The 22747-nt window shown below is 62.6% G+C and carries 21 protein-coding genes and 1 pseudogene; 6 read left to right on the plus strand and 16 right to left on the minus strand.

Annotation, left to right across the window (positions count from 1 at the left end):
- Window positions 1-10: 10 nt before the first annotated feature.
- Both WA145_RS13240 and WA145_RS13245 read left to right on the plus strand, forming a co-directional pair.
- Window positions 11-1507: a CoA-acylating methylmalonate-semialdehyde dehydrogenase gene (locus WA145_RS13240; RefSeq protein WP_422582027.1), complete on the plus strand. Its 1497-nt coding sequence runs from the start codon at window positions 11-13 to the stop codon at window positions 1505-1507.
- Window positions 1508-1830: 323 nt separating this feature from the next.
- Window positions 1831-2613: a gamma-glutamyl-gamma-aminobutyrate hydrolase family protein gene (locus tag WA145_RS13245; RefSeq protein ID WP_422582028.1), complete on the plus strand. Its 783-nt coding sequence runs from the start codon at window positions 1831-1833 to the stop codon at window positions 2611-2613.
- A gap of 126 nt (window positions 2614-2739) precedes the next feature.
- Here WA145_RS13245 and WA145_RS13250 read toward each other — a convergent pair whose 3' ends face one another.
- Together WA145_RS13250 and WA145_RS13255 are read right to left on the minus strand one after the other, a co-directional pair.
- Complete coding sequence (locus tag WA145_RS13250) at window positions 2740-3585, minus strand: DUF2971 domain-containing protein (protein ID WP_422582029.1); 846 nt, start codon at window positions 3583-3585, stop codon at window positions 2740-2742.
- Between the two features lie 58 nt (window positions 3586-3643).
- Window positions 3644-4192: an REP-associated tyrosine transposase gene (locus WA145_RS13255; protein WP_422582030.1), complete on the minus strand. Its 549-nt coding sequence runs from the start codon at window positions 4190-4192 to the stop codon at window positions 3644-3646.
- A gap of 382 nt (window positions 4193-4574) precedes the next feature.
- Here WA145_RS13255 and WA145_RS13260 point away from each other — a divergent pair, with 382 nt between their 5' ends.
- Window positions 4575-6758: a putative bifunctional diguanylate cyclase/phosphodiesterase gene (locus tag WA145_RS13260; RefSeq protein ID WP_422582031.1), complete on the plus strand. Its 2184-nt coding sequence runs from the start codon at window positions 4575-4577 to the stop codon at window positions 6756-6758.
- 69 nt (window positions 6759-6827) lie between these two features.
- Here WA145_RS13260 and WA145_RS13265 read toward each other — a convergent pair whose 3' ends face one another.
- From WA145_RS13265 to WA145_RS13275, 3 genes are all read right to left on the minus strand, one after another.
- On the minus strand, window positions 6828-7184 hold the full coding sequence (locus WA145_RS13265; RefSeq protein WP_422582032.1) for a hypothetical protein: 357 nt from the start codon (window positions 7182-7184) through the stop codon (window positions 6828-6830).
- Window positions 7185-7344: 160 nt separating this feature from the next.
- Window positions 7345-7926: a DUF1415 domain-containing protein gene (locus tag WA145_RS13270; protein WP_422582033.1), complete on the minus strand. Its 582-nt coding sequence runs from the start codon at window positions 7924-7926 to the stop codon at window positions 7345-7347.
- 96 nt (window positions 7927-8022) lie between these two features.
- A complete protein-coding gene (locus tag WA145_RS13275) occupies window positions 8023-8748 on the minus strand; it encodes an endonuclease (protein ID WP_422582034.1) in 726 nt (241 codons plus the stop codon).
- Window positions 8749-9060: 312 nt separating this feature from the next.
- On the opposite strand from WA145_RS13275, the gene WA145_RS13280 reads away from it, so the two are divergent.
- The gene (locus WA145_RS13280) at window positions 9061-9786 is read left to right on the plus strand and encodes a hypothetical protein (protein WP_422582035.1); all 726 of its coding nucleotides are present in this window, start codon (window positions 9061-9063) and stop codon (window positions 9784-9786) included.
- A gap of 18 nt (window positions 9787-9804) precedes the next feature.
- On the opposite strand, the gene WA145_RS13285 is transcribed toward WA145_RS13280, so the two are convergent.
- The 9 genes and pseudogenes from WA145_RS13285 to WA145_RS13325 form a co-directional block, all read right to left on the minus strand.
- Entirely contained in the window at window positions 9805-9996 is a 192-nt protein-coding gene (locus WA145_RS13285; RefSeq protein WP_422582036.1) for a hypothetical protein, read from the minus strand.
- Window positions 9997-10167: 171 nt separating this feature from the next.
- Window positions 10168-10935, minus strand: a complete 768-nt coding sequence (locus WA145_RS13290; RefSeq protein WP_422582057.1) for a methyl-accepting chemotaxis protein — start codon at window positions 10933-10935, stop codon at window positions 10168-10170.
- 165 nt (window positions 10936-11100) lie between these two features.
- Window positions 11101-11793: pseudogene (locus WA145_RS13295) on the minus strand (methyl-accepting chemotaxis protein); the annotation flags it as partial.
- A gap of 192 nt (window positions 11794-11985) precedes the next feature.
- Window positions 11986-13080 carry a DUF1513 domain-containing protein gene (locus WA145_RS13300; RefSeq protein ID WP_422582037.1) on the minus strand — a complete coding sequence of 365 codons (1095 nt, stop codon included), beginning with the start codon at window positions 13078-13080 and terminating at the stop codon, window positions 11986-11988.
- A 1-nt stretch (window position 13081) separates the two neighbouring features.
- Complete coding sequence (locus WA145_RS13305) at window positions 13082-14143, minus strand: imelysin family protein (RefSeq protein ID WP_422582038.1); 1062 nt, start codon at window positions 14141-14143, stop codon at window positions 13082-13084.
- A 10-nt stretch (window positions 14144-14153) separates the two neighbouring features.
- Entirely contained in the window at window positions 14154-15569 is a 1416-nt protein-coding gene (locus WA145_RS13310) for a di-heme oxidoredictase family protein (RefSeq protein WP_422582039.1), read from the minus strand.
- Window positions 15570-15847: 278 nt separating this feature from the next.
- Complete coding sequence (locus WA145_RS13315) at window positions 15848-17182, minus strand: imelysin family protein (protein WP_422582040.1); 1335 nt, start codon at window positions 17180-17182, stop codon at window positions 15848-15850.
- Between the two features lie 535 nt (window positions 17183-17717).
- Entirely contained in the window at window positions 17718-18767 is a 1050-nt protein-coding gene (locus tag WA145_RS13320) for an alkene reductase (protein ID WP_422582041.1), read from the minus strand.
- 39 nt (window positions 18768-18806) lie between these two features.
- Complete coding sequence (locus WA145_RS13325; RefSeq protein WP_422582042.1) at window positions 18807-19109, minus strand: ArsR/SmtB family transcription factor; 303 nt, start codon at window positions 19107-19109, stop codon at window positions 18807-18809.
- Window positions 19110-19234: 125 nt separating this feature from the next.
- On the opposite strand from WA145_RS13325, the gene WA145_RS13330 reads away from it, so the two are divergent.
- Complete coding sequence (locus WA145_RS13330) at window positions 19235-19819, plus strand: ACP phosphodiesterase (RefSeq protein WP_422582043.1); 585 nt, start codon at window positions 19235-19237, stop codon at window positions 19817-19819.
- On the opposite strand, the gene WA145_RS13335 is transcribed toward WA145_RS13330, so the two are convergent.
- Both WA145_RS13335 and olsB read right to left on the minus strand, forming a co-directional pair.
- Window positions 19816-20595: a lysophospholipid acyltransferase family protein gene (locus WA145_RS13335; RefSeq protein WP_422582044.1), complete on the minus strand. Its 780-nt coding sequence runs from the start codon at window positions 20593-20595 to the stop codon at window positions 19816-19818. The genes WA145_RS13330 and WA145_RS13335 overlap by 4 nt on opposite strands.
- Before the next feature lie 284 nt (window positions 20596-20879).
- Window positions 20880-21638, minus strand: a complete 759-nt coding sequence (gene olsB / locus WA145_RS13340; protein WP_422582045.1) for an L-ornithine N(alpha)-acyltransferase — start codon at window positions 21636-21638, stop codon at window positions 20880-20882.
- 148 nt (window positions 21639-21786) lie between these two features.
- Between olsB and WA145_RS13345 the strand changes: the two genes are divergently transcribed.
- Complete coding sequence (locus WA145_RS13345; RefSeq protein ID WP_422582046.1) at window positions 21787-22674, plus strand: acyl-CoA dehydrogenase; 888 nt, start codon at window positions 21787-21789, stop codon at window positions 22672-22674.
- Window positions 22675-22747 lie beyond the last annotated feature (73 nt).

The raw sequence follows: 22747 nt of genomic DNA on the forward strand, positions 1-22747 counted from the left end.
AGGAACTGCCATGACCCTCGTTAACCACCTGATCCACGGCGAACTGACCGCCGGCACCGGCCGCAGCGCAGACGTGTTCAACCCGTCCACTGGCGCAGCCACCAAGCAAGTCGCCCTGGCCGACCGCGCCACCATGCAACTGGCCATCGACTCGGCCAAGAGCGCCTTCCCGGCCTGGCGCAACACCCCGCCGGCCAAGCGCGCCCAGGTGATGTTCCGCTTTAAGCAGCTGCTGGAACAGCACGAAGCGACCATCGCCAAGCTGATCAGCGAAGAGCACGGCAAAACCCTGGAAGACGCCGCCGGTGAACTCAAGCGCGGCATCGAAAACGTCGAATTCGCCTGCGCCGCTCCGGAAATCCTCAAGGGCGAGTACAGCCGCAACGTCGGCCCGAATATCGACGCCTGGAGCGATATGCAGCCCATCGGCGTTGTGGCCGGCATCACCCCGTTCAACTTCCCGGCCATGGTGCCGCTGTGGATGTACCCGCTGGCCATCGTCTGCGGCAACTGCTTTATCTTGAAGCCATCCGAGCGTGACCCCAGCTCCACCCTGTATATCGCCCAACTGCTGATCGAGGCCGGTCTGCCCAAAGGCGTGCTCAACGTGGTGCACGGCGACAAGGCAGCGGTGGATGCGCTGATCGAAGCGCCGGAAGTCAAGGCCCTGAGCTTTGTCGGCTCGACGCCGATTGCCGAATACATCTACAGCGAAGGCACCAAGCGCGGTAAGCGCGTACAGGCCCTGGGCGGCGCGAAGAACCACGCCGTACTGATGCCCGATGCCGACCTGGACAACGCCGTCAGCGCACTGATGGGCGCCGCCTACGGCTCCTGCGGCGAGCGCTGCATGGCCATCTCCGTGGCCGTGTGCGTAGGCGATCAGATCGCCGATGCCCTGGTCGAGAAAATCGTGCCGCAAATCAAAGCGCTGAAAATCGGTGCCGGCACCTCCTGCGGCCTGGACATGGGCCCGCTGGTGACTGGCGCGGCGCGTGACAAGGTCAAAGGCTATATCGACGCCGGTGTGGCCCAGGGCGCAAGCCTGGTAGTCGACGGTCGCGATTTGGTGGTGGCCGGCCATGAAAATGGTTATTTCGTCGGCGGCACGCTGTTCGACAAGGTGACCCCGGAGATGACCATCTACACCGACGAAATCTTCGGCCCGGTGCTGTGCATCGTCCGCGTCGGCAGCCTGGAAGCCGCCATGCAGCTGATCAACGACCACGAATACGGCAACGGCACCTGCATCTTCACCCGCGATGGTGAAGCGGCGCGGCTGTTCTGCGACGAAATCGAAGTCGGCATGGTCGGCGTCAACGTACCGCTGCCCGTACCGGTCAGCTACCACAGTTTCGGCGGCTGGAAGCGCTCGCTGTTCGGTGACCTGCACGCCTACGGCCCGGACGGTGTGCGCTTCTATACCCGCAAAAAAGCCATCACCCAGCGCTGGCCGCAGCGCGCCTCGCACGAAGCGGCTCAGTTCGCCTTCCCGAGTAATGGTTAAGTAACGGGGGGCTGATCGCAGGATCAGCCCCCTTTTTGGATGTGGATGACGACCTGTAGGAGCGGCCTTGGCCGCGAGCAAGGCCACCACCGAATCGCGGGCAAGCCCGCTCCTACACAAGTAGCGCCGTAGGATGGGTTGAGCGCAGCGATACCCATCAAGCCACAACCGCTTTACGCAACAAACCAGCCGCGCGGGCGCGGCGTTGGTGCAGTGACCGCAGGTTACGGCACCCCTTGGGTGAGCGGGTTCAGGGTTTCCTGGCCCGCAAGCCCGCTCTCCCAAGGGCAGCCCACTTCAATTAATTATGAAGAGGACTCCCTATGAGCAAACCCTTGATTGGCCTTCCCCTGTGCCGTTGGCAGCTGACCAGCCGTGATATCGGCTGGTTTCACCTGGTCGGCGAGAAGTACATCCACGCCGTCACCGGCTTCGGCGCCTTCCCGCTGATGATCCCGGCCTTTGGCGATGACCTGGATATGGACACCGTGCTCGACAGCGTCAGCGGCATCATGTTTGGCGGTTCACTCTCCAACGTGCACCCCAGCTTCTACGGCGACGAGCATCCCGGCCTCGGCCTGGCCGACAAACCCCGTGATGAAACTGTGTTGCGCCTGATGCGCGCCTGCCTGGAGCGCGGCATTCCCTTCCTCGGCATCTGCCGGGGCGTGCAGGAACTCAACGTGCTGTTCGGCGGCACCTTGCACCGTGAAGTGCATGCGGTTGCAGGGCGTCTCGATCACCGTGAGGTGAAGGACGTAGCGGATGACGTGGCCTACGGCCCGATGCACAACGTAGCCCTGACCGAGGGTGGCGTGCTGCACACAGTGCTCGGCGAGCGGCAGATCAAGGTCAACTCGTTGCACGGTCAGGGGATTGATCGCCTGGGCGAGGGCCTACAGATTGAAGCCGTGGCCGAGGATGGGCAGATCGAGGCGGTCAGCGTGATTGGCGCCAAGGCGTTTGCCGTGGGGGTGCAGTGGCATCCCGAGTATCGCTATTGGGAGAAGGCGGATTACAACGCGCTGTTGGAGGCGTTTCATCAGGCGGCGCGGGAGTATCAGGGGCGGAAGCTTGAGCGTCGCAGCGAGGCGGCGCTGGTCTGAGCCGAGTGCTGTGCTGAGTGGTGATTTAAACAAAAGGCTCGTCGATTGACGGGCCTTTTGTTTTGAGAGTTGATGGGTATCGCTGCGCTCTACCCATCTTGCGGACTTTGCTTGGTCCATATTAGGTCACTGTTTAACGTCCTTGAAAATTGATGAAAAGTCCGGTTGTAAGTTGAGTTGTAATGTGTGGTTTATAACAATAAGATCGTGGCATGGTACGCCTTTTGGCTCGGCTATGCTTCGGATTGCTAGCTTGGTTTTATCGCTGCAATTAACGCCAAATATAATTGAATCTAAGGAGCTTCCATAGTCGAGTGGGAATCTATTGGCGCTATCATTGACTACAATGGCTCTGTACTCGTTTTCATAAGACCAAGCGGTCTGTTTTTTGAAATAAATATACTCTAGAGAGCGCTTTAAGAATTCGTAGCAATAATTTTCTAGTCCAATCTCAAGTAGGCGGTCTAAGTCATATTGATAGGGGTGGTTATGATCATTAGGAAGAAACTCATCGTCATAACAGATTTCGCCATGTCGATAGAACTTGCCCTGCGTTTTTGAATTTAGCTGCTCTAATAGAAGGTTCTTGTTGAATGCAAAGCAAACACCTTTGTGTTTTTCCCCATAAAAATGCCACATTGGAGAATTGCCAAAGCCTCGGCCAAGGCAGCCTGACCTGTAGTAGGCATGGCCGTTGTTGCGTGAGTGCAAAGAGTCCATGGAGAAACATAATGCTTGTGTGATTTCTTTGCATCGATGGCTTATCTTTCTATTAAATATTGAAACCTGTCGGCTTTTAATATCAGCACTGTTCAGAACCGGCTCTAGCCTCCAATCTGAAAATTCTTTAGGGTCATTGACCTTTTGCATTGATCCAAATAGCAATTTCCTACTGTCAAGAATTAGGGTTGCTGTTTTTGCTGAGGTGTAGTGGTATAGGTGATTGCCGGGGGCTCGATGCGCAATCGTCATATGTACGGCCTTCAAGTTAGTAGGATGGGTTGAGCGTAGCGATACCCATCAATAATGGCTATCTGAAATCATCACAGCAGCGCTCACCAGCGCCCACATTTGTCTCCTCATCACCCGCCCAATCCCCCGGCAATAACCCCGCTCGCACATACCGGTGAAACGACGACCACGGCCAATCGACCACACGCTGCACATGGCCATGCTTGCGCGGGTTGTGGTGGATGTAATCGATATGCCGGTTGAAATCCACCTGGTCGCGAATGCGGTGTTCCCAATAACGCCGTTGCCAAATGCCGCGTTCGTCTTTGCGCTGGCGGCTGGAGGATATGCGCTCGCCATGGGGCAAGGCGCGGGAAAACCCGGTTTTGATCAGGCGCCAACGCACCGCGAAATCGGCATCGCCGGCGGGTAAGGTGCATAGCGCATGCAGGTGGTCCGGGAGGATCACGATGGCGTCGATCCGCCACGGGTGCCTGCGCATCACGCTGCGAAAGCTACTGCGTAGCAGGTCGATCTGTTCGGTTAGTAGCGTCTGGCGGCGGTCGGCCAGGTTGAGGGTAAAGAACCAGCTGGCGCCTGGGGTGAGGTCGCGGCGGTAGTCTGTCATGGCTGCAGTCCTTTGCAGAGTCGCGGTTGGCTGAGTGTAGTAGCGGTTTTATGTGGGATTGGTTGATGGGTATCGCGTTGCTCAACCCATCCTACGGGGCGTGCTTGGCGATGTGTGTGTGCTTGCCGCTTCTATGTTGCCCGGTCTAATGGTTGACTCGCAGCGCTCGCCCTGCGGGCCAGCCTGCGGCTGTTACTGCGCTGCGCTAGGTTTCGGCCTCCTGATGGGGCGTTTGACGTCGTTTGCGAGATCGCGGTTTGAAAAGCAAAAAGCATGTTGCGGTGTTTGCTGGCGACCTGAATGGCCAGCCTGAACCTGGTAGTGGGCGCCACGGGGGGATTTTTACACTAGAGTGAAGGCATTCTCTGCGCAGGCCTTGAACATGAGCGATTACCCACGCCCGGTTAACGATGGCGCGCGCATACGTGCGCTGGACGCGCTTGAACTGATGGGCTCCGCGCCGGAGCGCGAGTTTGATCGCGTGGTGCAGATGGCCGCGCGGATTTTCGATGTGCCGATAGCCCTGGTGTCGTTGGTGCACCGCGACCATCAGTTCTTCAAGGCGCGAGTGGGGCTGGATGTCTGCGAGATGAGCCGCGAGCTGTCCTTCTGTACCCACGCGATCATGGGACAGACGGTGTTTGTTGTGGCGGATGCCCAGCAGGATGAGCGCTTCAGCGCTAATGAACTGGTCACGGGCGCACCGCATATTCGCTTTTATGCGGGGTTTCCGCTGTTCACGGCCGACGGTCATGCGCTGGGCAGCCTGTGTGTGATCGACCAGAAACCGCGGCATGATTTTTCCGTGCGCGACGAGCAGATCCTCAAGGACTTGGCTGCGCTACTCAGCGAGTACATCGACCAGCGCTGTTTCGCGCGTGAGGGCCATGAGGTGCGCAGCCGCTTTCGGCATATTGCGGCCACTTCACCCGACGGCATCATCTGCGCCAACAGCCGCAACCTGATCACCTCCTGGAACGAGGCAGCCGAGACGCTGTTCGGCTACTCGGCGCAGGAGGCCATCGGCCAGAAGCTGGATTTGATCATCCCGGCACCGATGCGCGGGTCCCACGCCGCCGGGGTTGCACGGGTTGTCGGTGGTGGCGCGCCGCGGCTGATTGGTTCGTCGGTCAATGTGCAGGCGCTGCGGCGCGACGGTTCGCAGTTCCCCATCGAGTTGTCGTTGTCGCAGTGGCAGGAGGAGGGTGAGCGCTATTTTGGCGCGATCATCCGTGACATTACCGCGCGCACCGAGCTGGAGCAGCAGCTCAAGCATGCGGCAGAACACGATTACCTGACCGGGCTGGCCAACCGTGCGCGGCTTAAACGCTGCATCCAGGAGGCGCTGGCCGCGCAACAACCGGCTACCTTGCTGCTGATCGATCTGGATGGCTTCAAGGATGTCAACGACACCCTGGGGCATAGCGCCGGTGACTTCGTGTTGCAGGTGGTGGCGGCGCGCTTGCGCCGTGCGGTGCCGGTGGAGCAGTTGGTCAGCCGGCTTGGCGGCGACGAGTTCGTGGTGTTTGTGACCGGCAGCACCGATCACGAGCAGGCACGGGCTTTGGGCCTGGAGCTGATTGGGGTGATCGAGGAGCAGATCGAGTTCGATGATCAGCCCATTTTCATCGGCGCGAGTGTGGGCGTGGCGATCCACTGCGGCACCGGTGAAAGTGATGAGCAATTGCTGGGCAATGCCGACCTGGCGCTTTACCAGGCCAAGTCCGACGGCCGCCATCTGGTGAATATCTTCAACCCGGAATTGCGCCAAACGGCCTCTCGCAAGGGCGCGATCAGTTCGTCGATGCGCCAGGCCTGGGAGCGTCAGGAATTCGAGATGTATTACCAGCCGCAGGTCAACCTGGCCGACGGTTCGCTGTGTGGGGCCGAGGCGCTGATTCGCTGGAACCATCCGACCCAGGGCGTGACAGCGCCAGCGGCGTTTTTGCCGGTGCTGGAAGCCGGCCTGTTGGCCATACCGGTGGGCGAGTGGATTCTGCGTACGGCCTGCCAGCAGGCTGCGCAGTGGCGCAGCATGGGCCTTAGCGACTTTCGGATCGGTGTGAACCTGTTCGCGGCGCAGTTTCGCACCCGTGATTTCGCAGGCATGGTCGAGGCCATCCTGGCCGAATTCAATCTGCCGCCCAGCGCTCTGGAGCTGGAAATTACCGAGAACACCATTCTGCGCAACGAGCAGCGCATCATGCAGCCGCTGCATTACCTGCGCGCCCTGGGCGTGGGCGTTGCCTTCGATGATTTTGGCACCGGTTTCGCGTCGCTCAGCATGCTTAAGGATTATCCCGTCAGCCGCTTGAAGATCGACCGTTCCTTCGTCAGCGGAGTCGACCGCAGCCTGCGCGATGAGGCCATCATCGAGGCGGTCAGCCGGCTGGCGGCCGGGTTCCAGCTTGAAGTGATTGCCGAGGGCATCGAGACCCACGAGCAGGCCAGGCTTATGCGCCACTATGCCTGCGACGAAGGCCAGGGCTACCTGTATGGCCGGCCGATGCGCGCCGCCGACTTCACCCGTCGTTACCTGGGTCAGCGGGCCGTCGCTGGCGAGTAGTCGGAGCAAGCGCTTCGTTAGATGCGCGGCGCCTGCTGTGTGCTGAGCCAGCAGGCGCGACCCTTTGGTTTACCAGCGATAGCCATGGCCACGGCCGTGGTGGCGGTGGTGTTTGTGCCCATGCCAGCGTTTGTGGCGCGGGCGTTCCTGCACGTAATACACCGGGGCCGGCTGGTAATAGACCGCTCTGGGCTCGTAGTACACCCGTACTGGCGGGTAATAGGCCGGTGGTGGCGGGTAGTACTCACGCGGTGGCGGGGCGTAGACCTCTACGTGGCGGCTCTGGCTGACGATAACGCCGCCAATCACCGCACCCACCACGGCTCCGGCAATCGCTGCGTCACGGTTGGAGGCCTGCGCCGGGGCCTGGGCGATCAGCATCAGGCTGGCCACCAGGCTGGTGATAAGGGGGATGCGCGACAGCATGATCGAAACTCCTCTGCAAACCGGTCTTGTCCGGCTTGCAGTTTCGACACTGCGCGTTGCGCAGTATTCCCGGCGCGCGTGTAAAGACTGTGTAAAAAAGACCAGCGGCAGCATCGCTGTAGCAGCCAGTAAAGCGGCAGGTAAGGCGGTTTTACGGCCCTTAGCGGCCTTCTGCATCCTGGCGGCACTGCGCCTGCAGGGCGGCCCAGCCGTCTGCGCCGAGGTCTTCCAGGGTCTGGATATTGGCGTCGAAGATCGCCTGCGGGTCGGGGAAGGCGGCGACGGCGCGGTCGATGCTGGCTTCGCGGAGGATATGCAGGGTCGGGTAGGGCGAGCGGTTGGTGGCGTTGCTGACATCATTGACGCCGGTGTCGGCAAACTGGAACTGCGGATGAAAGCTGGCCACTTGCAGGGTGCCGCTGTAGCCGAGCTCGTCGAGGGTATCGTCGACCACGGCGAGAAAATCATTGAAGTCGAGAAAGTCGCTGAGCGCCGCGGGGTGGATCAGCAGGGTGGTGTCGGTTTGCTGCGCGGGGCAGTTGGCCAGGTGCTGCAGTTCATCGATCAGCATCGCGAGCAGGGCTTCGGCTTCGGCGCTGGCGCAGACCACATAACGAACCTGGCCTTTGACCTGCACCGCTTTGGCGAATGGGCAGAGGTTCAGGCCGATCACGGCGCGCTCGACCCAGGCGCGGGTTTCGGCAATGGCGCTGGCGGCGCTCGGGGTGGCGGGGTTGGGCATGATGCAAGAGCTCGGGCTGGTGTGGCATGAAGTTTAGCGCCAATAGCGCCGTGCAGGGTGCTTCGGACCTGCTGGACAAAGGCTGGGTCGCGAGGCTTAGCCGCTAGGCTGTTGCGGGTTGCCGGCGCGGCGCAGCGGGCTGCATTGGCCGAGGTCGATGGCGCCGACATAAGGGTTGCCGTGGCCCATCACGCAGCCGACCTGCTGGTTGCGCCAGCGCTCCCATTCGCTGATTGGGTATTGGCGGTTCCAGGCTTCGTAGGTGCGTCGGTCGAGCGTGGACAGGCGCAGCTGGTAGCGCTCGACCATATATAGATAGATACGCGCTGCCGCGCCGCGAGCGTGGATCGGCGGCATGGCGGTTTTCGCCTTGAAGTTGACCAGCATCGGACAGGCGCCGTACTGCGTGGGCTTGTCGCCGAGCATGCCGAGGGCGTAGTTGGAGCGGTCGCCATTCACTTCGCCGATGCTCGGCACCAGGTTATGCAGGTCGGCTTCGGCGGCCTTGAAGCGGGCGTCGTTGCGCGCGCAGTTCTTGCGGCCGCCGTTCTGCCAGCACTGACGCTGATGGCCAATCACCCAGGCCGGCACTACGTGCTCCCACTCCAGGCGTTGCGCGCGGCGCAGCTGTTTGCGTGGGCTGTAGCCGCAGCTGTCGAGGTCGACCCGGTTGCCGCTGTAGCTGCACTGGCAATAGAAGGTGGTGGGCCGTTCGGCATACAGCCGCCAGGCGATTTTTTTGGCGGCGCTAAAGGTTTTCGGGGCATCGGCGAAGGCGGGCAGGGTGGCTAACAGGCAGAACAGCACAAGCAGACGCAGCATGGGTAACTCGGCAGCCAAAAAAGCTGCGGATCATACCGGTTAAAGCGCTCTGCGACGGGGCTTTCGACGGCATCCTGATAAGCGGTTAGCAACCTGTTACACAGGATGCCCTCTGTTGGCAGTCCACCTGAGCTTATGTAGCTAGGTGCTTGATTGTGCTGAAAGTCATGTATTCGGGGAGGAAAACTGGTCAATCTGGATTTTGTTGCTAGCGTTACCCCATCACACCGCAGCGGGTGAGCTCCTCTGATGAGTACCGTGCAGCACCGGCGATGGCTACATAAGTGCCCTGGTTGGGTGGGCGTCCACGCCGTGGCGTTGCGACAATTGCCTGTAGTGCTGGTGCTGGTGCTGGTGCTGGTTGTCAGCGGCTGTTCAACACGCCAGGACCACCAGACCATCGTCAGCAACCGCAGCCCGATCAAACCCAGCGAGTTCTTCCAGAGCCATGCCGACCGGATGGCCACCCTGGGCATGCGCAATAACCTCAACAGCCTCTACCGTTTGATGGACAAGCTGTACCTGCGCAACCCGCGCGAGTGGCGTAAAACCGGCCTGGCCGATGTCGAGTCGGCCAAGCGTGCGGTACACCGCGCCATCGAGCTGGATCAACCACTGCCGCAACTGGGCGGGCGTAGCGATATCGCCGCGCTGGGCTATGCGCTGAGCGCCGAGTACCAGGGCGACCGGGTCGGGGCGTTTATCTATTCGCTGGCGAGCATGCTGATTACCGCTCACGGCGGGCGCACCGAGTATTACCTGAGCGATACCCTGAACCCACAGTTTATCCATAACGCCGCGCGTAATTTCGAGAAGGCCAGCTGGATGCTCGCGCAACGTACGGACGCCGGGGGCAAGCCCTGGCTGCTGTCCAACGAGATTTCCGCCGAGGGGCATAACCTCAGCTATGCCGTGGAGTTCGGCAAGATCGTCGCGCGCCTGGACCTGCTCACCGATGTGCTGGATGAACGCTACCGGCGCATGGGCGTGAGTTATGCCCAGGGGCTGTTATTTCTGCACTTCCTGCCAGTGCAGTAGTGCTGTAGCCGCCGCTGTTCAATAGGCCTCTTCCAGGCGTTTGGCGCTCTGTGCATTGGCTGCTTCGATCTGTTGCTTGAGCTGTTCGGTCTGCTGTTGCAGTTGTGCGGCCTGTTCGGCTTGCAGGCTGGTGGTGGCGGCTGTTTCGCCCAGGCCGCAGGCGCTCAGTAGCAGGCTGGTGGACAACAGAAGGGCGGTAAGGCTGCGCATGGTGGCTCCGGGTAACGGGCTAGGTGAGGGCCTGCATTGGTAAGAAGCATCAGTCTTTTTGCTCGATAAGAAGCCTGCGTAGGCGATTAGCACTGCGTCGGCTGATGGAGCAAAGCCTTTTAGGCCCAATGCCGGCATCGGCTGGCATTGGGCGGATGGTTCTACGCGGCTTCAGGCACTCAGGCGTTGGGTGACCTCATTGAGTTGCCCGGACAGGGTATGCAGGTTTTGTCCGGCGTTTTCGGTGCGCTGTACGTTCTCCTGATTGGCAGTGGCGATGGCGGTGATCTCGGTGAGGTTGCGCGAGATGTCCTCGGCCACCGAGGTCTGCTCTTCGGCGGCGGTGGCAATCTGCCGGTTCATATCGCGAATTGCCTCCACCGCGCGGGTGATCAGCTGCAGCGTAGCGCCGGCATCGGTGACCTGGGTCACGCCTTGCTCGCTGCGCTGCTGACCGCTTTCGATGGCGCGCACGGCATTCACCGCACCGGTTTGCACGGTGTCGATGATCTGGTGGATTTCCGCCGTGGATTCGGCAGTACGCTGCGCCAGGGTGCGCACTTCATCGGCCACCACGGCAAAGCCACGGCCCTGCTCGCCGGCACGGGCAGCCTCGATGGCGGCGTTAAGCGCCAGCAGGTTGGTCTGCTCGGCGATGCCGCGAATCACTTCCAGCACCTTGCCGATGCGCCCGCTGTCGGCTTCCAGGCGGCGAATCACCTCCGAGGTGTTGCTGATTTCGCTGCGAATGTCGGTGATGGTCTGGATGGTCGCCTGCATCACCATTTCACCCTGGCGCGCGGCAGTGTCGGCGGCATCGGCCGCGCCGGCGGCTTCGGCGGCGTGGCGGGCGACTTCCTGGGAGGTGGCGGACATTTCATGCATGGCGGTGGCGACTTGGTCGGTGCGCGAGAACTGCTCGCGGGTGCCCTGGGCCATCAAGGTGGCAATCGAGTTGAGCTCGCCGCTGGCAATATCCAGATCAGCGGTGCTGCGCTTCAAGCGGGTAAAGGTGTCGGCGAGAAAATCGCGCAGGATGTTTGCGGCCACGGCGAGTTTTCCCAGCTCGTCCTGGCGGGTAGCGTCTACATGCTGGCCGAAGTTGCCCTGGCTAAGCTGGGCGATATGCTCGATCAGCTCGCGGATCGGGTTGATCAGGTTACGGTTGATCAGCCACAGGCTGAACAGCGCGATCACCACGGTGGCGCCAAGCATCAGCAGGGTGCCGAAGGTGATGGTGCGCTCGGCCGCGGCATTGATCAGGCTGGCCTGCTCCAGACTCTGCTTGTGCAGCTCGCTGGACAGGGCTTCCAGTTGCTGCGCGGTGTTGCGGTCAATGCCGGACACGGCCTTATCGCCGACCGCAGCGTCGCCACCGGCGGCAACAAAGGCATCGCGGCCTTTGCGGTAGTTGGCCCCGAGCGTCTGGTGTTCGCTGCGCAATGCATCGACCTGGGTTTTCAGCGTGCGGTCGGCACCGGCCAGCTCGCTCAATGTGCCCAGGGCGTCCTGAACCTTGCGTTCCTGCGCCTCGAACTGGCTCCAGTATTTGTCCAGCTGAGCTTTGTCGCTGCCACGCAACAGGACGTTTTTCCACTCCTGTACCTGGGTTTTGAAGTTCAGGTTGGTCTCATCGATCAGTGCCGAGGCCTCCAGCGGGCCCTCAAGCAGGCCGCGGTAAGCCTGCATACCGCTGGAGAGGAAGCTGAAGCAGGCCAGTGCCGTGACCAGAATCAGCGCCAGGCTGCCGCCGAGCAGGGCGAGAATTTGCGCGCGCAAGGATTTTTGCAGAAACATGGGTAACACCCCTGTGGATGGGAGGCTGGATGCCAGTGACGCAGAATGCGCCCTCACTGCGAAGATCCCGATCGCCCGGTATCGCCTGGACCAGGTGCCTGGAAGCAGCGGCAGGCTAGCAGTATAGATCGGCTCTGCGACAGCGCCGTTTTAACCTGTCGCAGGTGTGTTACGGGCTTACGGGCGGTGTGTTTAGACCAGGCGCAGGTGGTTGTCCCAGAGGCCGGCGGGCAGTTGCAGGGGCTGGCTGCTGATCTGCGTGCTACGGCAGTCGTACAGGCGGCACCGGCCGACGCCGCTGCTGACCACAAAGCCATCCGCCACCGCGCCAACGCCGGCGCAGTCGGCCAGCGGCGCATCCAGGCGCAGCTCGGCACTGTCCAGGTCCCAGATAAATACGCGGTTGCCGCGCGGTGCGGTCAAGGCCAGCAGGCGCAGCTCGCTATGGATCGCCAGGCTGGCGGTGTACTGGTTCATCAGCTGGCGCTGCGCGTCGGCCACCGGGAAGTGCTGGAAGGGCTGGCCAGGACGCTTGATTGCCAGCAGCGGCACCACATCGCCGACCTCGCCCATATATTGCTGGCCGGTCACCAGGGTGCCATCGCTGGCCACAGCCATATGGCGCACGCTATTCATTCGCTGCGGCAGCTGTTCCTGGCTGAGCAGGCTGCCGTCGCGGCGCAGCAGCACCAGGCTGGACTGCATGGCGTCGAGGTTCATCTCCACCCGGCTATCGGCCTCGGTGCGGATGCCGCCGTTGGCCACCGCCAGGGTTTCGCCGTCTGGCAGCCAGAGCAGTTGGTGCGGGCCGATGCCGTGGGTCGATAGTTCGCTGCTGCGTAGCAGCTGTTCACCTTGCAGGCGGTAGACGCCGAGTACGCCGCGGCCGGGATCGGAGGTGTCGTTCTCGGTGGCGTACAGCCATTCGCCGTCCTTGTGGAACACCGCGTGGCCGTAGAAGTGGCGCTGCTTGGGCGAATTCAGGGTGTGCAGTAGGCGGCCATCGCGGGTGTCGATCAGGTAGCTCTGGGTGCTCGGACGGCGGCCGACAAAGAGCGCCATCGGCAGAAACGGGTGGCCGATCACATCGTGGCAGCGTTCGTTGACCTGGGTGGCAAACACCTGGCTGCCATCCAGCCGGTAGCCCACCGCAAAGTGCTTGCCGGCGCTGTCGTTGCGCGCCGACAGCAGCAGCGGTTGCGCGCCGCTGTGCATTAATGTCCAGCCGCCGAAAGCGCTGGCGGCCAGGGCGGCGGTGCCCAGGCCGAGGAAGGTTCTGCGCTGCATATCAGTCGCCGTCATGGGCGTTAAAGCCCAGCTGGATACCCAGGGTCTTGGCCAGCTCGGATTCATGCAGGCGATGCAGGGTATTCAGGCTGTCGTATAGGGCATTCACCTCGGTGCGGCCGGCTTCGTCGCTAAGCAGCTCACCGAGCGGGCGCTGGGCTGCGGCCAGGCGCTGGCGGGTGTCGCTGTAGGCGGCGTTGATGCGTTGTTTCAGTTCGTCCTGATCACTACCAAGCAGCGCCTGGATGCCATCCTGATCGGCCCCCAGCCAGATGCGCTCGGCGCTGGCCAGGCTGGCCGCGAGGTTGGCCAGGCTAGCCTTGCTGCGCCAGGCTTCGGCCTGGTAGGGCTGCGGCTGGCCTTTGCTCTGGCGGCCGAGTGGCGTGCCGAGTTTCTTCTTCAGGCCATCGATGGCGCTGACCTGGGTGCGCAGCAGTTCGGCCACTGCTTCCGGGGCTTCGGCGTAGCGCGCATTGGGGAAGTCTTTGAGCAGCGCGGCCATGCCGTCTTTGGCCTGCCACTGGCTCAGCACATCGGCGGCCAGCACGTGCTGGTGCTGACCAATGGCGATGATCAGCGGGCAGTAGCGGGCTTTCTGCTCGGCGACATTCAGGTCAATGGCCGGATCGAACAGCAGGTATTCATAGGCGGTCAGGCCTTGCACCACCACGCTGGATTTATCCAGATCGGCCGGGGTCAGCGCCGGCTTGCTGTTGACCAGCGCCTCGACCTGGCGCGCCACCAGGTTCTTCTTGTCCGGCCAGAACTGCACCTGCCAGGCGCGGTTGCCTTCGGCCAAGGGGCCGAACGCTGCTGGTTGCACGGCGGCCCAGGCGCTCTGCGCGCTGGCAAAGGCCTGGCGGGCTTCGGCGAGGTTCTGTTGGCCGGCGCAGAAGGCCTGGCCGCTGGCGGCCAACTGGCGGTCGGCTTCGCTCCAGGCGCTGTAGATCGGCAGCAACACGCCATCGGTGAGCGCGCGGCTGACCTGCTGCTGCGGGTCGCTGGGGCTGCAGGCGGAGAGCGTGAGGCTGAGCAGGGCGAGCGTGAGGGGTGAGCGGATCATCTGCGGCTCCTTACAACGAATTCAGAAAAGCCAACAGCGCGGCGCGCTCGTCGGCAGTGAAAGTCAGTACCTGCTGCCTGGCCGCCTCGGCCTCACCGCCGTGCCAGAGAATGGCCTCCAGCAGGTTGCGCGCGCGGCCGTCATGCAGAAACTGGGTGTGGCCGTTGACCGTTTCGGTCAGGCCGATGCCCCACAGCGGCGGGGTGCGCCACTCATGGCCACTGGCGAGAAATTCCGGGCGATGGTCGGCCAGGCCTGCGCCCATGTCATGCAGCAGCAGGTCGCTGTAGGGGCGAATCAGTTGGTTGGCCAGTTCTGGCTCGGCGGCGTCGGCCGCGGTGGTGAATTGCGGGGTATGGCAGCCCTGGCAGCCGGCCTGGTGGAACAGGTTTTTGCCGGCGAGCACCTGCGGCGTATCGGCGCCACGCCGCGCCGGCACAGCGAGGTTACGGGTGTAAAACAGCACGCTGGCGAGGATGTTGTCGCTGACCTCGTGCTCGCCGCCATGGGGGGCGCTGCGGCAGTCGGTCTGCGCCGCAGTGCAGTTGTCATGCGCCACCAGCGTGCTGGTCAGGCCCATGTCGCCCGCAAAGGCTTCGGCATTCTGCTGGTTGAGTGTGGGCTGGCCGGCCTTCCAGCCGAAACGGCCGAGCACTGTGCGTTGCTGCTCGCGGTCCCAGACCTGGTTGGCGCGCCCGGAAATGCCATCACCATTGCGGTCATCCGGGTCGGCATTGGCCAGGATGGCTGCTGCGGGAATGGCTTCGAGCAGGCCCAGGCCGATCATCGGCGGGGCGATGCGGGCGGAAAACAGCGTGTCGGGATGCAGGTCGCCGTAGCCGAGCTGGCTGATGTCCAGGCTGGGCGTGCGCAGCTCGACCTGTGTGCCATCGGCAAAGCTGACCTGCTGCGTGCTGTAGCTGACGCGCACCTTGGCCTCGGGGGCGACGCCCGGGTTGGCCATATCCTGCAGCTGGCCGCCGTAGGTGGGTTCGGCGAGCACGCCGAGGCGCTGGATAATTTCGCCATGTTCGCTGCCCGCCGGTATCGACAGGCGCACCAGCATCGACGCCGCGCTCTGTGCATCGGCGGCCGGCGGATGGCCGCGGCCGTCCTTGATATGGCAGTTCTGGCAGGCGTTGGTGTTGAACAGCGGGCCGAGACCGTCACGCGCGGTGGTGGTGGCTGGCGCGCTGACCCAGGGATTGCGAAAGAAGCTGTTGCCGACGCTGAAATCCAGACGCCGTGACGGCGACAGGTTGGCCGAAGGCAGCGAAAAGGCATTCTGGTCGGCCTTGCGCACGGTGGCGCTCCCGGCGGACAGGGCTTCGCCGGGCTCGGCTTGGCTGAACTGAGGAGTTTTATCGCAGGCGGCCAGGCTCAGGCCCAAGGCCAATAACAGCGCAATGCGATGCGGCGCAAACATGAAAGGACATCCGCAACAGAAAAACAGGCGGCCGATCTTAACAGCCTGGCCCGTTTTAAATAAGACGGATTTGCATTATCGATGGCGGTCAAAGGTCGCAGGCATTAAAAGCCCTTTACCCATGGCCTGTCTCGTTGGGCTTCGTCGCGTTGCTCCTCAACCCAACCTACCCATTGCTTGCATAGCCATAAAATAAAAAGCCGCGACTCCGTTAAGGCGTCGCGGCTTTCTATGCACTAACAATTCGGACTTTGCGAGTTGCAGCAAGTCCTACACGGTTAGAAGCTGTGGTCAGCGGTATCCGGATTCAGATCACTGATCCCCAGCTTGCCGGCTGCCTGCTCGATGGCGCCGGTCTGCTTGACCAGGGCGGCGATGGCGTCACGAACGATCTGCTGGCCTTCGGCGTTGTCGGCGGCGATCAGTTGATCGAAGTGCTGGCCGTTGCCCGCGCTGTCGACCAGAGCCTGCAGCTTGGCTTCGGTGGCTTCGAGGTCGGCTTTCAGGGTGCTGTCAGCGGCGGCGTCAACCTTGGCCACCAGCGACGACAGGCTTGGGCCGGTCAGGGTGGTGCCATCGATCTTCTTGTACTCGCCCAGGTAGACGTTGCGAATACCTTTGCCGTTGTAGAAGTGCGAGTTGTGGGTGTTGTCGCTGAAGCAGTCGTGCTCGTCTTCGGTGGAGTTGGCTTCCAGCGCGACTTTCATGCGCTCGCCGGCCAGTTCGCCGAGGGATAGGCTGCCCATGCCAAACAGCATCTTGCGCAGGCCGTTTTCGGCCGACTCGGCTTCCAGCGTGGCGCGGTAGTTGTCGGCGTTGCCGGCTTGCCACTGCACAACCATCGCATCGAGATCGCTGACCAGCAGGTCGGCGGCGGCTTTGATAAAGGCACGGCGGCGCTCGTTGTTGCCGCCGGTGGCGCCTTCACCCACGACGAAGTCGCTGGCTGGACGCTCGCCGGCACCCGGGCCGCTGCCATTCAGGTCTTGGCCCCAGAGCAGGAATTCGATGGCGTGGTAGCCGGTGGCAACGTTGGCTTCGGAGCCGCCCAGTTCATTCAGGCTGGCCAGCAGTTCCGGGGTGATGGTGGTGACGTCGAGCTTGTCTTCGCCGACCTGCAGCTCGGTGTTGGCGATGATATTGGCTTGTGCGCCAGGGTTGCCCAGGGCGTGCTGGTAGTCCTTGGCGACATAGTCGATCAGGCCTTCGTCCAGCGGCCAGGCGTTCAACTGACCTTCCCAGTCGTCGACCACGGCGTTGCCGAAGCGGAACACTTCCGTCTGCATGTAGGGCACGCGGGCAGCCAGCCAGGCTTCGCGGGCGGCTTTCAGGGTGTCGTCATTCGGGTTGGCGAGCAGGGCATCGATGGCGCCTTGCAGGGTTTTGCCGGTGCTGGCGGCGTCGCTGAATACGGCCAGGGCCAGGTCGGCGTAGTGGCTGACCACGGCTTTGCCGGCGGCGGCATCGACTTGGCTGGTGGCCGCTGCCGGGGCGCTGACGCTGCTGGCAGCAGGTGCGGCGGCTTGGCTGGCAGGCGTTTTATCTTCACCGCAACCGGCGAGTGAAATGGCGATGGCAAGCAGGCTGGCAGAGGCCAGGGGCATACGGAGCATGGCGAAATCCTTTGCTGGTGAGAGTAAGTACCCACGCAAGCGGGTACAAAAACCAAAACATAATGCGAAAGATTTTCATTTTGCGCAAAGGGTCAATGCAGCTTTTTCACCGCGGGCCCTGGACAAAGTTTGCGAGCGGACCATTCGGTAGGGTCAAAATGCCCGCACAGCCACCCTCAAGAACCACTCAGGCGTGGGCTGATGGCCAAAGCGGGTGGTAACTGATTTTTGCGCGACAGATAACGTCGGCCAATCGAGCTGATTGCACACAGCTGGATTGGCCGATGGGTTTATCGGTTAATAGGCCGCTGAAAAAAACCAGGCGAGGCAGGCAAGACAAGACGCTACGTAGTCACAGCCAACGGCTGGTCAACGCGCCGAAAAAGCGCAGTTTACGCGTTGTAAATGAGCATGACTCACTGCGTTCGCCCTTCGGCCGCGCTAAAGCGCGTTAGCCGCAAGCGGCTTGCCGAGGCCGCTTTTAACGCGGGATTGCCAACGCAGCTAGTTTTCAACAGCCTGTTAAACCCCAGAGTTACAGTGTTGGGTAGTCGAGGTAGCCGACTGGGCCTTTGCCGTAGAAGGTTTCCGGCTGTGGGGTGTTCAGCTCGGCATCCTGCGCCAGGCGCGCGGGCAGGTCCGGGTTGGCGATAAACGGAATACCGAAAGCCACGGCATCGGCCTTACCGCTTTGCAACCAGGCATTGGCCTGCGCCTTGCTGAACCGCTCGTTGGCGATAAACACGCCGCCGAAGGCCTCCTTCAGGCTGGGCGACAGGCTGTCGTCAGCTTCCTGCTCACGGGCGCAGATAAAGGCGATGCCGCGTTTGCCCAGCTCGCGCGCGACGTAGGTGAAGGTCTCGGCACGGTTGGCATCACCCATGTCATGAGCGTCGGCGCGCGGTGCCAGGTGCACCCCGACGCGCCCCGCGCCCCACACCTCAATGGCCGCATCGGTGACTTCCAGCAGCAAGCGTGCGCGATTTTCCAGGCTGCCGCCGTAGCGGTCGCTGCGCTGGTTGGTGCTGCTCTGCAGGAACTGATCCAGCAGGTAACCGTTGGCACCGTGGATTTCCACACCGTCAAAGCCTGCAGCCTTGGCGTTTTCTGCACCCTGGCGATAGGCCTCGACGATGTCGGCGATTTCCTCGGTTTCCAGGGCGCGCGGGGTGACGAATTCCTTTGTCGGCCGCACCAGGCTGACGTGCCCGGCCGGCTTGACCGCGCTTGGGGCCACTGGCAGTTCACCGTTGAGATACAGCGGGTCGGAAATACGCCCGACATGCCACAACTGCAGGACGATCTTGCTGCCGGCAGCATGCACGGCCTTGGTGATATTGCTCCAGCCGCGCACTTGGTCGGCCGACCAGATGCCGGGGGTATCCGGGTAGCCAACGCCCATTGGCGTGACGGCGGTGGCTTCGCTGATGATCAGCCCAGCACTGGCACGCTGTACGTAGTATTCGGCCATCAGCGCATTGGGTACGCGGCCTTCATCGGCGCGGCAGCGGGTCAGCGGAGCCATGATGATACGGTTGCTAAGGTGCAGGTCGCCGATCTGGATCGGGTCGAAGAGTGTGGTCATGGGTCAGTTTCCTTCGGGTTGCGGCTAAAACGGAACGCTTTAAAGCGCTTGGCTGATATGGTTGAGGAATGCCTGGATGGTCGCTTCATTGCGCGTGAAGAAGTGCCACTGGCCGACCTTCTTGCTGCTCACCAGGCCGGCGCGTTGCAGGGTCGCCAGGTGCGCGGACACCGTGGATTGCGACAGCCCGGTGCGTTGGTCGATCTTGCCGGCGCATACGCCAATCTCCAGTGAGTGCTCCTGGTCGGCGAAATACACCTGCGGGTCTTTCAACCAGTGCAGGATGTCGCGCCGCACCGGGTGGGCCAGGGCCTTGATTACTTCATCGATGTCGAGGGACATGGGCATTCCAGAAAGTTCGCTTTCGCCATATCGCGATGGGGCGAACCTTATATCGGTTGCTGACGATATACAGATCGTTCGTGGCGATAGTCATCATCACGCCTGCTGATGTGTAAGCTGAAGCCATGAACTACCTCGCGCATTTACACCTCGGCGGCGATGCGCCGGCACAGCTGCTGGGCAGTCTGTATGGCGATTTCGTCAAAGGGCCGCTGGTCGGGCAGTGGCCGGCGGATATCGAAGCGGCCATCCGCCTGCATCGGCGTATCGATGTATTTACCGACAGCCACCCACTGCAACTGCAGGCGCGGGCGCGCTTTGCTGCCGAACGGCGGCGCTACAGCGGCATCTTGCTGGATGTGTTTTTCGATCACTGCCTGGCGCTGAACTGGGCCGACTATGCCGCCGAGCCACTGCCGCGCTTTACCGGGCGGGTGTATCAGGTGCTGGCCGCCGAGCCGCGCTTACCCGAGCGCCTGGCGCTGATCGCACCGCGCATGGCGGCGCAGGACTGGCTGGGCAGTTACTGCGAATTTGCCGTGCTGGAACAGGTGGTCGCGGGGATTGATCGGCGGCTGTCACGGCCGGGCTTGCTGGCCGGCGGTGCGGCCGAGCTGGAGCGGCTGTATCAGCCGCTGCTGGAGGATTTTCGCCAGTTCTATCCCGAGCTACAGGCGTTCGTTGCTCGCGAGCGTGGGCTCGCCAGTTAGGCGGCCTGGCTTTCTTCCTCGCACACTACAGCGGTGCCAAATAGCGCCTGACTGATCGCCTGCTGCGCCGCGCGGGCCAATGCATTGCGGTTCAGCTCGCTGCTGGCAATCGGTGGCAGCAGCTGGATCTGCACTTCACTCAGCTCGCTGCCCAGCAGGCGCAGCAGGTGCGAGAGCATGTCGTCATCGCCGATAAACGGCGCCACGCTGCATGGCTGGCCATCGCGCAGGTAACGGATGGCCACCGGCTGCACAGAGACGCCGCTGTCGATGGCGCTGCTCAGCAGGCGGCCGTGAAAGGTGCGCAGGCCCAGGCCGTCGGTGGTGGTGCCTTCGGGGAAGATCAGCAGGTTGCGCCCGCGCTGCAAATGCCGGCCGAGCTGCTGATTAAGCAGGCCGCTGTCGCCCGAGCCACGGCGGATAAACAACGTGCCGGCCTTGTGCGCCAGCCAGCCGGCCACCGGCCAGGTGCGCACCTCGGCCTTGGACAGAAAGGACAGCGGGGTGAGCATGCCGAGCAGCGGAATATCGGTCCAGGACACATGATTGCTGACCCACAGCATCGGCTGGCGCGGCAGCTCGCCCTGTACCTGCAAACGGAACGGCAGCGCGGCAGCCAGGCGCGCGAGAAACCAGCGGGTCAGGCGCTGGCGGGTCGGCATCAGGTCATGCCGGACCAGGCGTTCGAGCAGGGTGATACCGCCGGCCAGCAGGGTGCCGAGGCTGATCACCGCCAGCAGGCGCGCCAGGCGCAGGTACAAACGCAATTTCTTCATCAGGCTCTCCTGCGGCCAAAACACAAACGCCGGCACTGTCTACAGGCTGCCGGCGGCTTGTGCAACTCCACTCATAATTTGTTTAAAGGCTTGCGAGCTAGAGTCCTGCAAGGCGCTACGTAGTAACAGCCTTCGGCTGGTCAAAACGGCGAGGAAGCGGAGCGTACTTTTGTACATGAGCATTACTCGCTTCGCTCGCCCTTCGGGCTTCGCTGACCGCAAGCGGCTTGCCGAGTCTGTTTTTAACGCCGCAGGGCCGACGCGCCGCAGCCGTTGACCTGCCTTCAGACGGCCGCCTTGAAGTGGCGGGCATAGCGCGGGCACAGCTCGTCGCGCTTGAGCAGGATAAACACGTCGGCGACCTGGAAATCCTGATCCCAGCACGGCTCGCCGCAGATCTTCGCGCCCAGGCGCATGTAGGCCTTGAGCAGCGGCGGCATTTCGGCGATCACGTTGCTCGGCACATCCAGCGCCGGTAGCGGGGTTTTCGGTTCGGCGCGCAGGTGTTCGGTACACAGGTAGCGTTCGCGCAGGCGCTGCATAATCGCCTGGGCCTGGATGCCACCATCCTGCATGGAGATGCTGGCGCAGCCCATCAGGTAGCGGTAGCCGCCTTGGTTCAGCACTTCGGCCAACTCGCCCCAGAGCACGGCGATGGTCGCGCCGTTGCGGTAGGCGGCGTCGACGCAGGTGCGGCCGATTTCCAGCACCGGGCCTTCGAGGTGCGGCAGGCCGTGCAGGCTGAATTCTTCTTCGCTGTAGAAGCGTCCCAGGCTGGCGGCCGCACGGTGGTCGAGCAGGCGCGTGGTGGCCACCAGCTCACCGCTATTAAGATCACGTACGCCGATGTGTTGGCAGTGAATATCGTAGTCATCCATGTCCAGGCCCAGTTCGGCACCCTTGAGCTTGGCATCGAATTCGGCGCTGAATACGCGAAAGCGCAGCGCCTGGGCTTCGCGCAGGGCGGCCGCGCCCTGTAAGCGCTCGGCCTGCAGGCGACGAGCTGGGGTAGTGCGGTCGCGGGTGATTGCCATCTGGGTCATGCCGTCATCTCCGTTAGCCGGCTTTTTGCCTTGCAGCCGGTCGATCTTGTTGGGCAAGCTCAGGCTAGGTAGCGGCGGTGTCACCTCCGTGAACATTTGGTGATGCTTGTGTGACAGTGATTTCGATAATCCCAACAAGGAGCAACACATGCCCTGGCAACAGTTGTTGAGCCCGCAAACGCGCCTGCCGGTCGCGGGGCTGGAGCAGTGGTACGCCAGCCTGCTGGAACGCATCGGCAACCCCACGCCGCTGCAGCTGGCCCTGCTCGGCGGTCGGCTGGCGGCGACGCCGGGGCTGGCGTTTCTCGCCGGTTATCAGGGCGCGTTGCGTGCGCTCTGGCCGGCCGCGCCCTGGACCTTGGGTGCATTGTGCGTAACCGAGAAGCGCAGCACCCGGCCGGCGGATATGGGTACGCGGATCAACGCGCTGACCCTCGATGGTCGCAAGGATTTCGTCACCGCCGCCGACGCCGCCGACTGGCTACTGGTGGCCGCTCGTGAGGAAGCTGCCGGCGCGTCGGTGCAGCTTGCTCTTGGGGTCGTGCGCAATGGCGCGCCGGGCGTGCAGATCGAGACGCTGCCGGCGTTGCCGTTGATGCCCGATGTCAGCCATGGCCGCCTGCATCTGCAGGGCGCGCAGTGCGAACGGCTGGCCGGCGATGGCTGGGATGATTACGTAAAGCCTTTCCGCACCCTGGAAGACACCCATGTGCTGGCAGCGCTCAGCGCCTGGCTGTTTGGTGTGGGCCAGGAATCGGCCTGGCCGCAGGCCCTGCAATTGCGTCTACTGGGGCTGCTGGCCGGCTGCGCGGAAGTGGCGCGGCAATGCCCCAGTGCAGCGGACAGCCACCTGCTGCTGGCCGGGCTGTTTGCCCAGTTCGACAGCCTGCGCAGCGAGCTGGACAGCGCCTTTGCCGCCGGCGATACGCACTGGGCGCAGCTCTGGCAACGCGACCAGGGCCTGCTGGCGATTGCCGGCAGTGCGCGTAGCAAACGTTTGCAGAAGGCGCAGGCGGTGCTCGGCATCAACCTGTAACCCGGCATGGCGCGTCGGCTTGATCCAGATCAGTAAGATCGTGCCGCTGCGCCAGTAAGCTCGCGGGCTTTCG

The organism is Pseudomonas sp. (assembly GCF_049301935.1).
GTDB lineage: Bacteria > Pseudomonadota > Gammaproteobacteria > Pseudomonadales > Pseudomonadaceae > Aquipseudomonas.

Excerpts from the sequence above, each read along its gene's own strand:
- WA145_RS13240 (WP_422582027.1), top strand. The coding sequence starts at position 11 with ATGACCCTCGTTAACCACCTGATCCACGGCGAACTGACCGCCGGCACC.
- WA145_RS13245 (WP_422582028.1), top strand. The coding sequence starts at position 1,831 with ATGAGCAAACCCTTGATTGGCCTTCCCCTGTGCCGTTGGCAGCTGACC.
- WA145_RS13250 (WP_422582029.1), bottom strand. The coding sequence starts at position 3,585 with ATGACGATTGCGCATCGAGCCCCCGGCAATCACCTATACCACTACACC.
- WA145_RS13255 (WP_422582030.1), bottom strand. The coding sequence starts at position 4,192 with ATGACAGACTACCGCCGCGACCTCACCCCAGGCGCCAGCTGGTTCTTT.
- WA145_RS13260 (WP_422582031.1), top strand. The coding sequence starts at position 4,575 with ATGAGCGATTACCCACGCCCGGTTAACGATGGCGCGCGCATACGTGCG.
- WA145_RS13265 (WP_422582032.1), bottom strand. The coding sequence starts at position 7,184 with ATGCTGTCGCGCATCCCCCTTATCACCAGCCTGGTGGCCAGCCTGATG.
- WA145_RS13270 (WP_422582033.1), bottom strand. The coding sequence starts at position 7,926 with ATGCCCAACCCCGCCACCCCGAGCGCCGCCAGCGCCATTGCCGAAACC.
- WA145_RS13275 (WP_422582034.1), bottom strand. The coding sequence starts at position 8,748 with ATGCTGCGTCTGCTTGTGCTGTTCTGCCTGTTAGCCACCCTGCCCGCC.
- WA145_RS13285 (WP_422582036.1), bottom strand. The coding sequence starts at position 9,996 with ATGCGCAGCCTTACCGCCCTTCTGTTGTCCACCAGCCTGCTACTGAGC.
- WA145_RS13290 (WP_422582057.1), bottom strand. The coding sequence starts at position 10,935 with ATGGCCCAGGGCACCCGCGAGCAGTTCTCGCGCACCGACCAAGTCGCC.
- WA145_RS13300 (WP_422582037.1), bottom strand. The coding sequence starts at position 13,080 with ATGCAGCGCAGAACCTTCCTCGGCCTGGGCACCGCCGCCCTGGCCGCC.
- WA145_RS13305 (WP_422582038.1), bottom strand. The coding sequence starts at position 14,143 with ATGATCCGCTCACCCCTCACGCTCGCCCTGCTCAGCCTCACGCTCTCC.
- WA145_RS13310 (WP_422582039.1), bottom strand. The coding sequence starts at position 15,569 with ATGTTTGCGCCGCATCGCATTGCGCTGTTATTGGCCTTGGGCCTGAGC.
- WA145_RS13315 (WP_422582040.1), bottom strand. The coding sequence starts at position 17,182 with ATGCTCCGTATGCCCCTGGCCTCTGCCAGCCTGCTTGCCATCGCCATT.
- WA145_RS13320 (WP_422582041.1), bottom strand. The coding sequence starts at position 18,767 with ATGACCACACTCTTCGACCCGATCCAGATCGGCGACCTGCACCTTAGC.
- WA145_RS13325 (WP_422582042.1), bottom strand. The coding sequence starts at position 19,109 with ATGTCCCTCGACATCGATGAAGTAATCAAGGCCCTGGCCCACCCGGTG.
- WA145_RS13330 (WP_422582043.1), top strand. The coding sequence starts at position 19,235 with ATGAACTACCTCGCGCATTTACACCTCGGCGGCGATGCGCCGGCACAG.
- WA145_RS13335 (WP_422582044.1), bottom strand. The coding sequence starts at position 20,595 with ATGAAGAAATTGCGTTTGTACCTGCGCCTGGCGCGCCTGCTGGCGGTG.
- olsB (WP_422582045.1), bottom strand. The coding sequence starts at position 21,638 with ATGACCCAGATGGCAATCACCCGCGACCGCACTACCCCAGCTCGTCGC.
- WA145_RS13345 (WP_422582046.1), top strand. The coding sequence starts at position 21,787 with ATGCCCTGGCAACAGTTGTTGAGCCCGCAAACGCGCCTGCCGGTCGCG.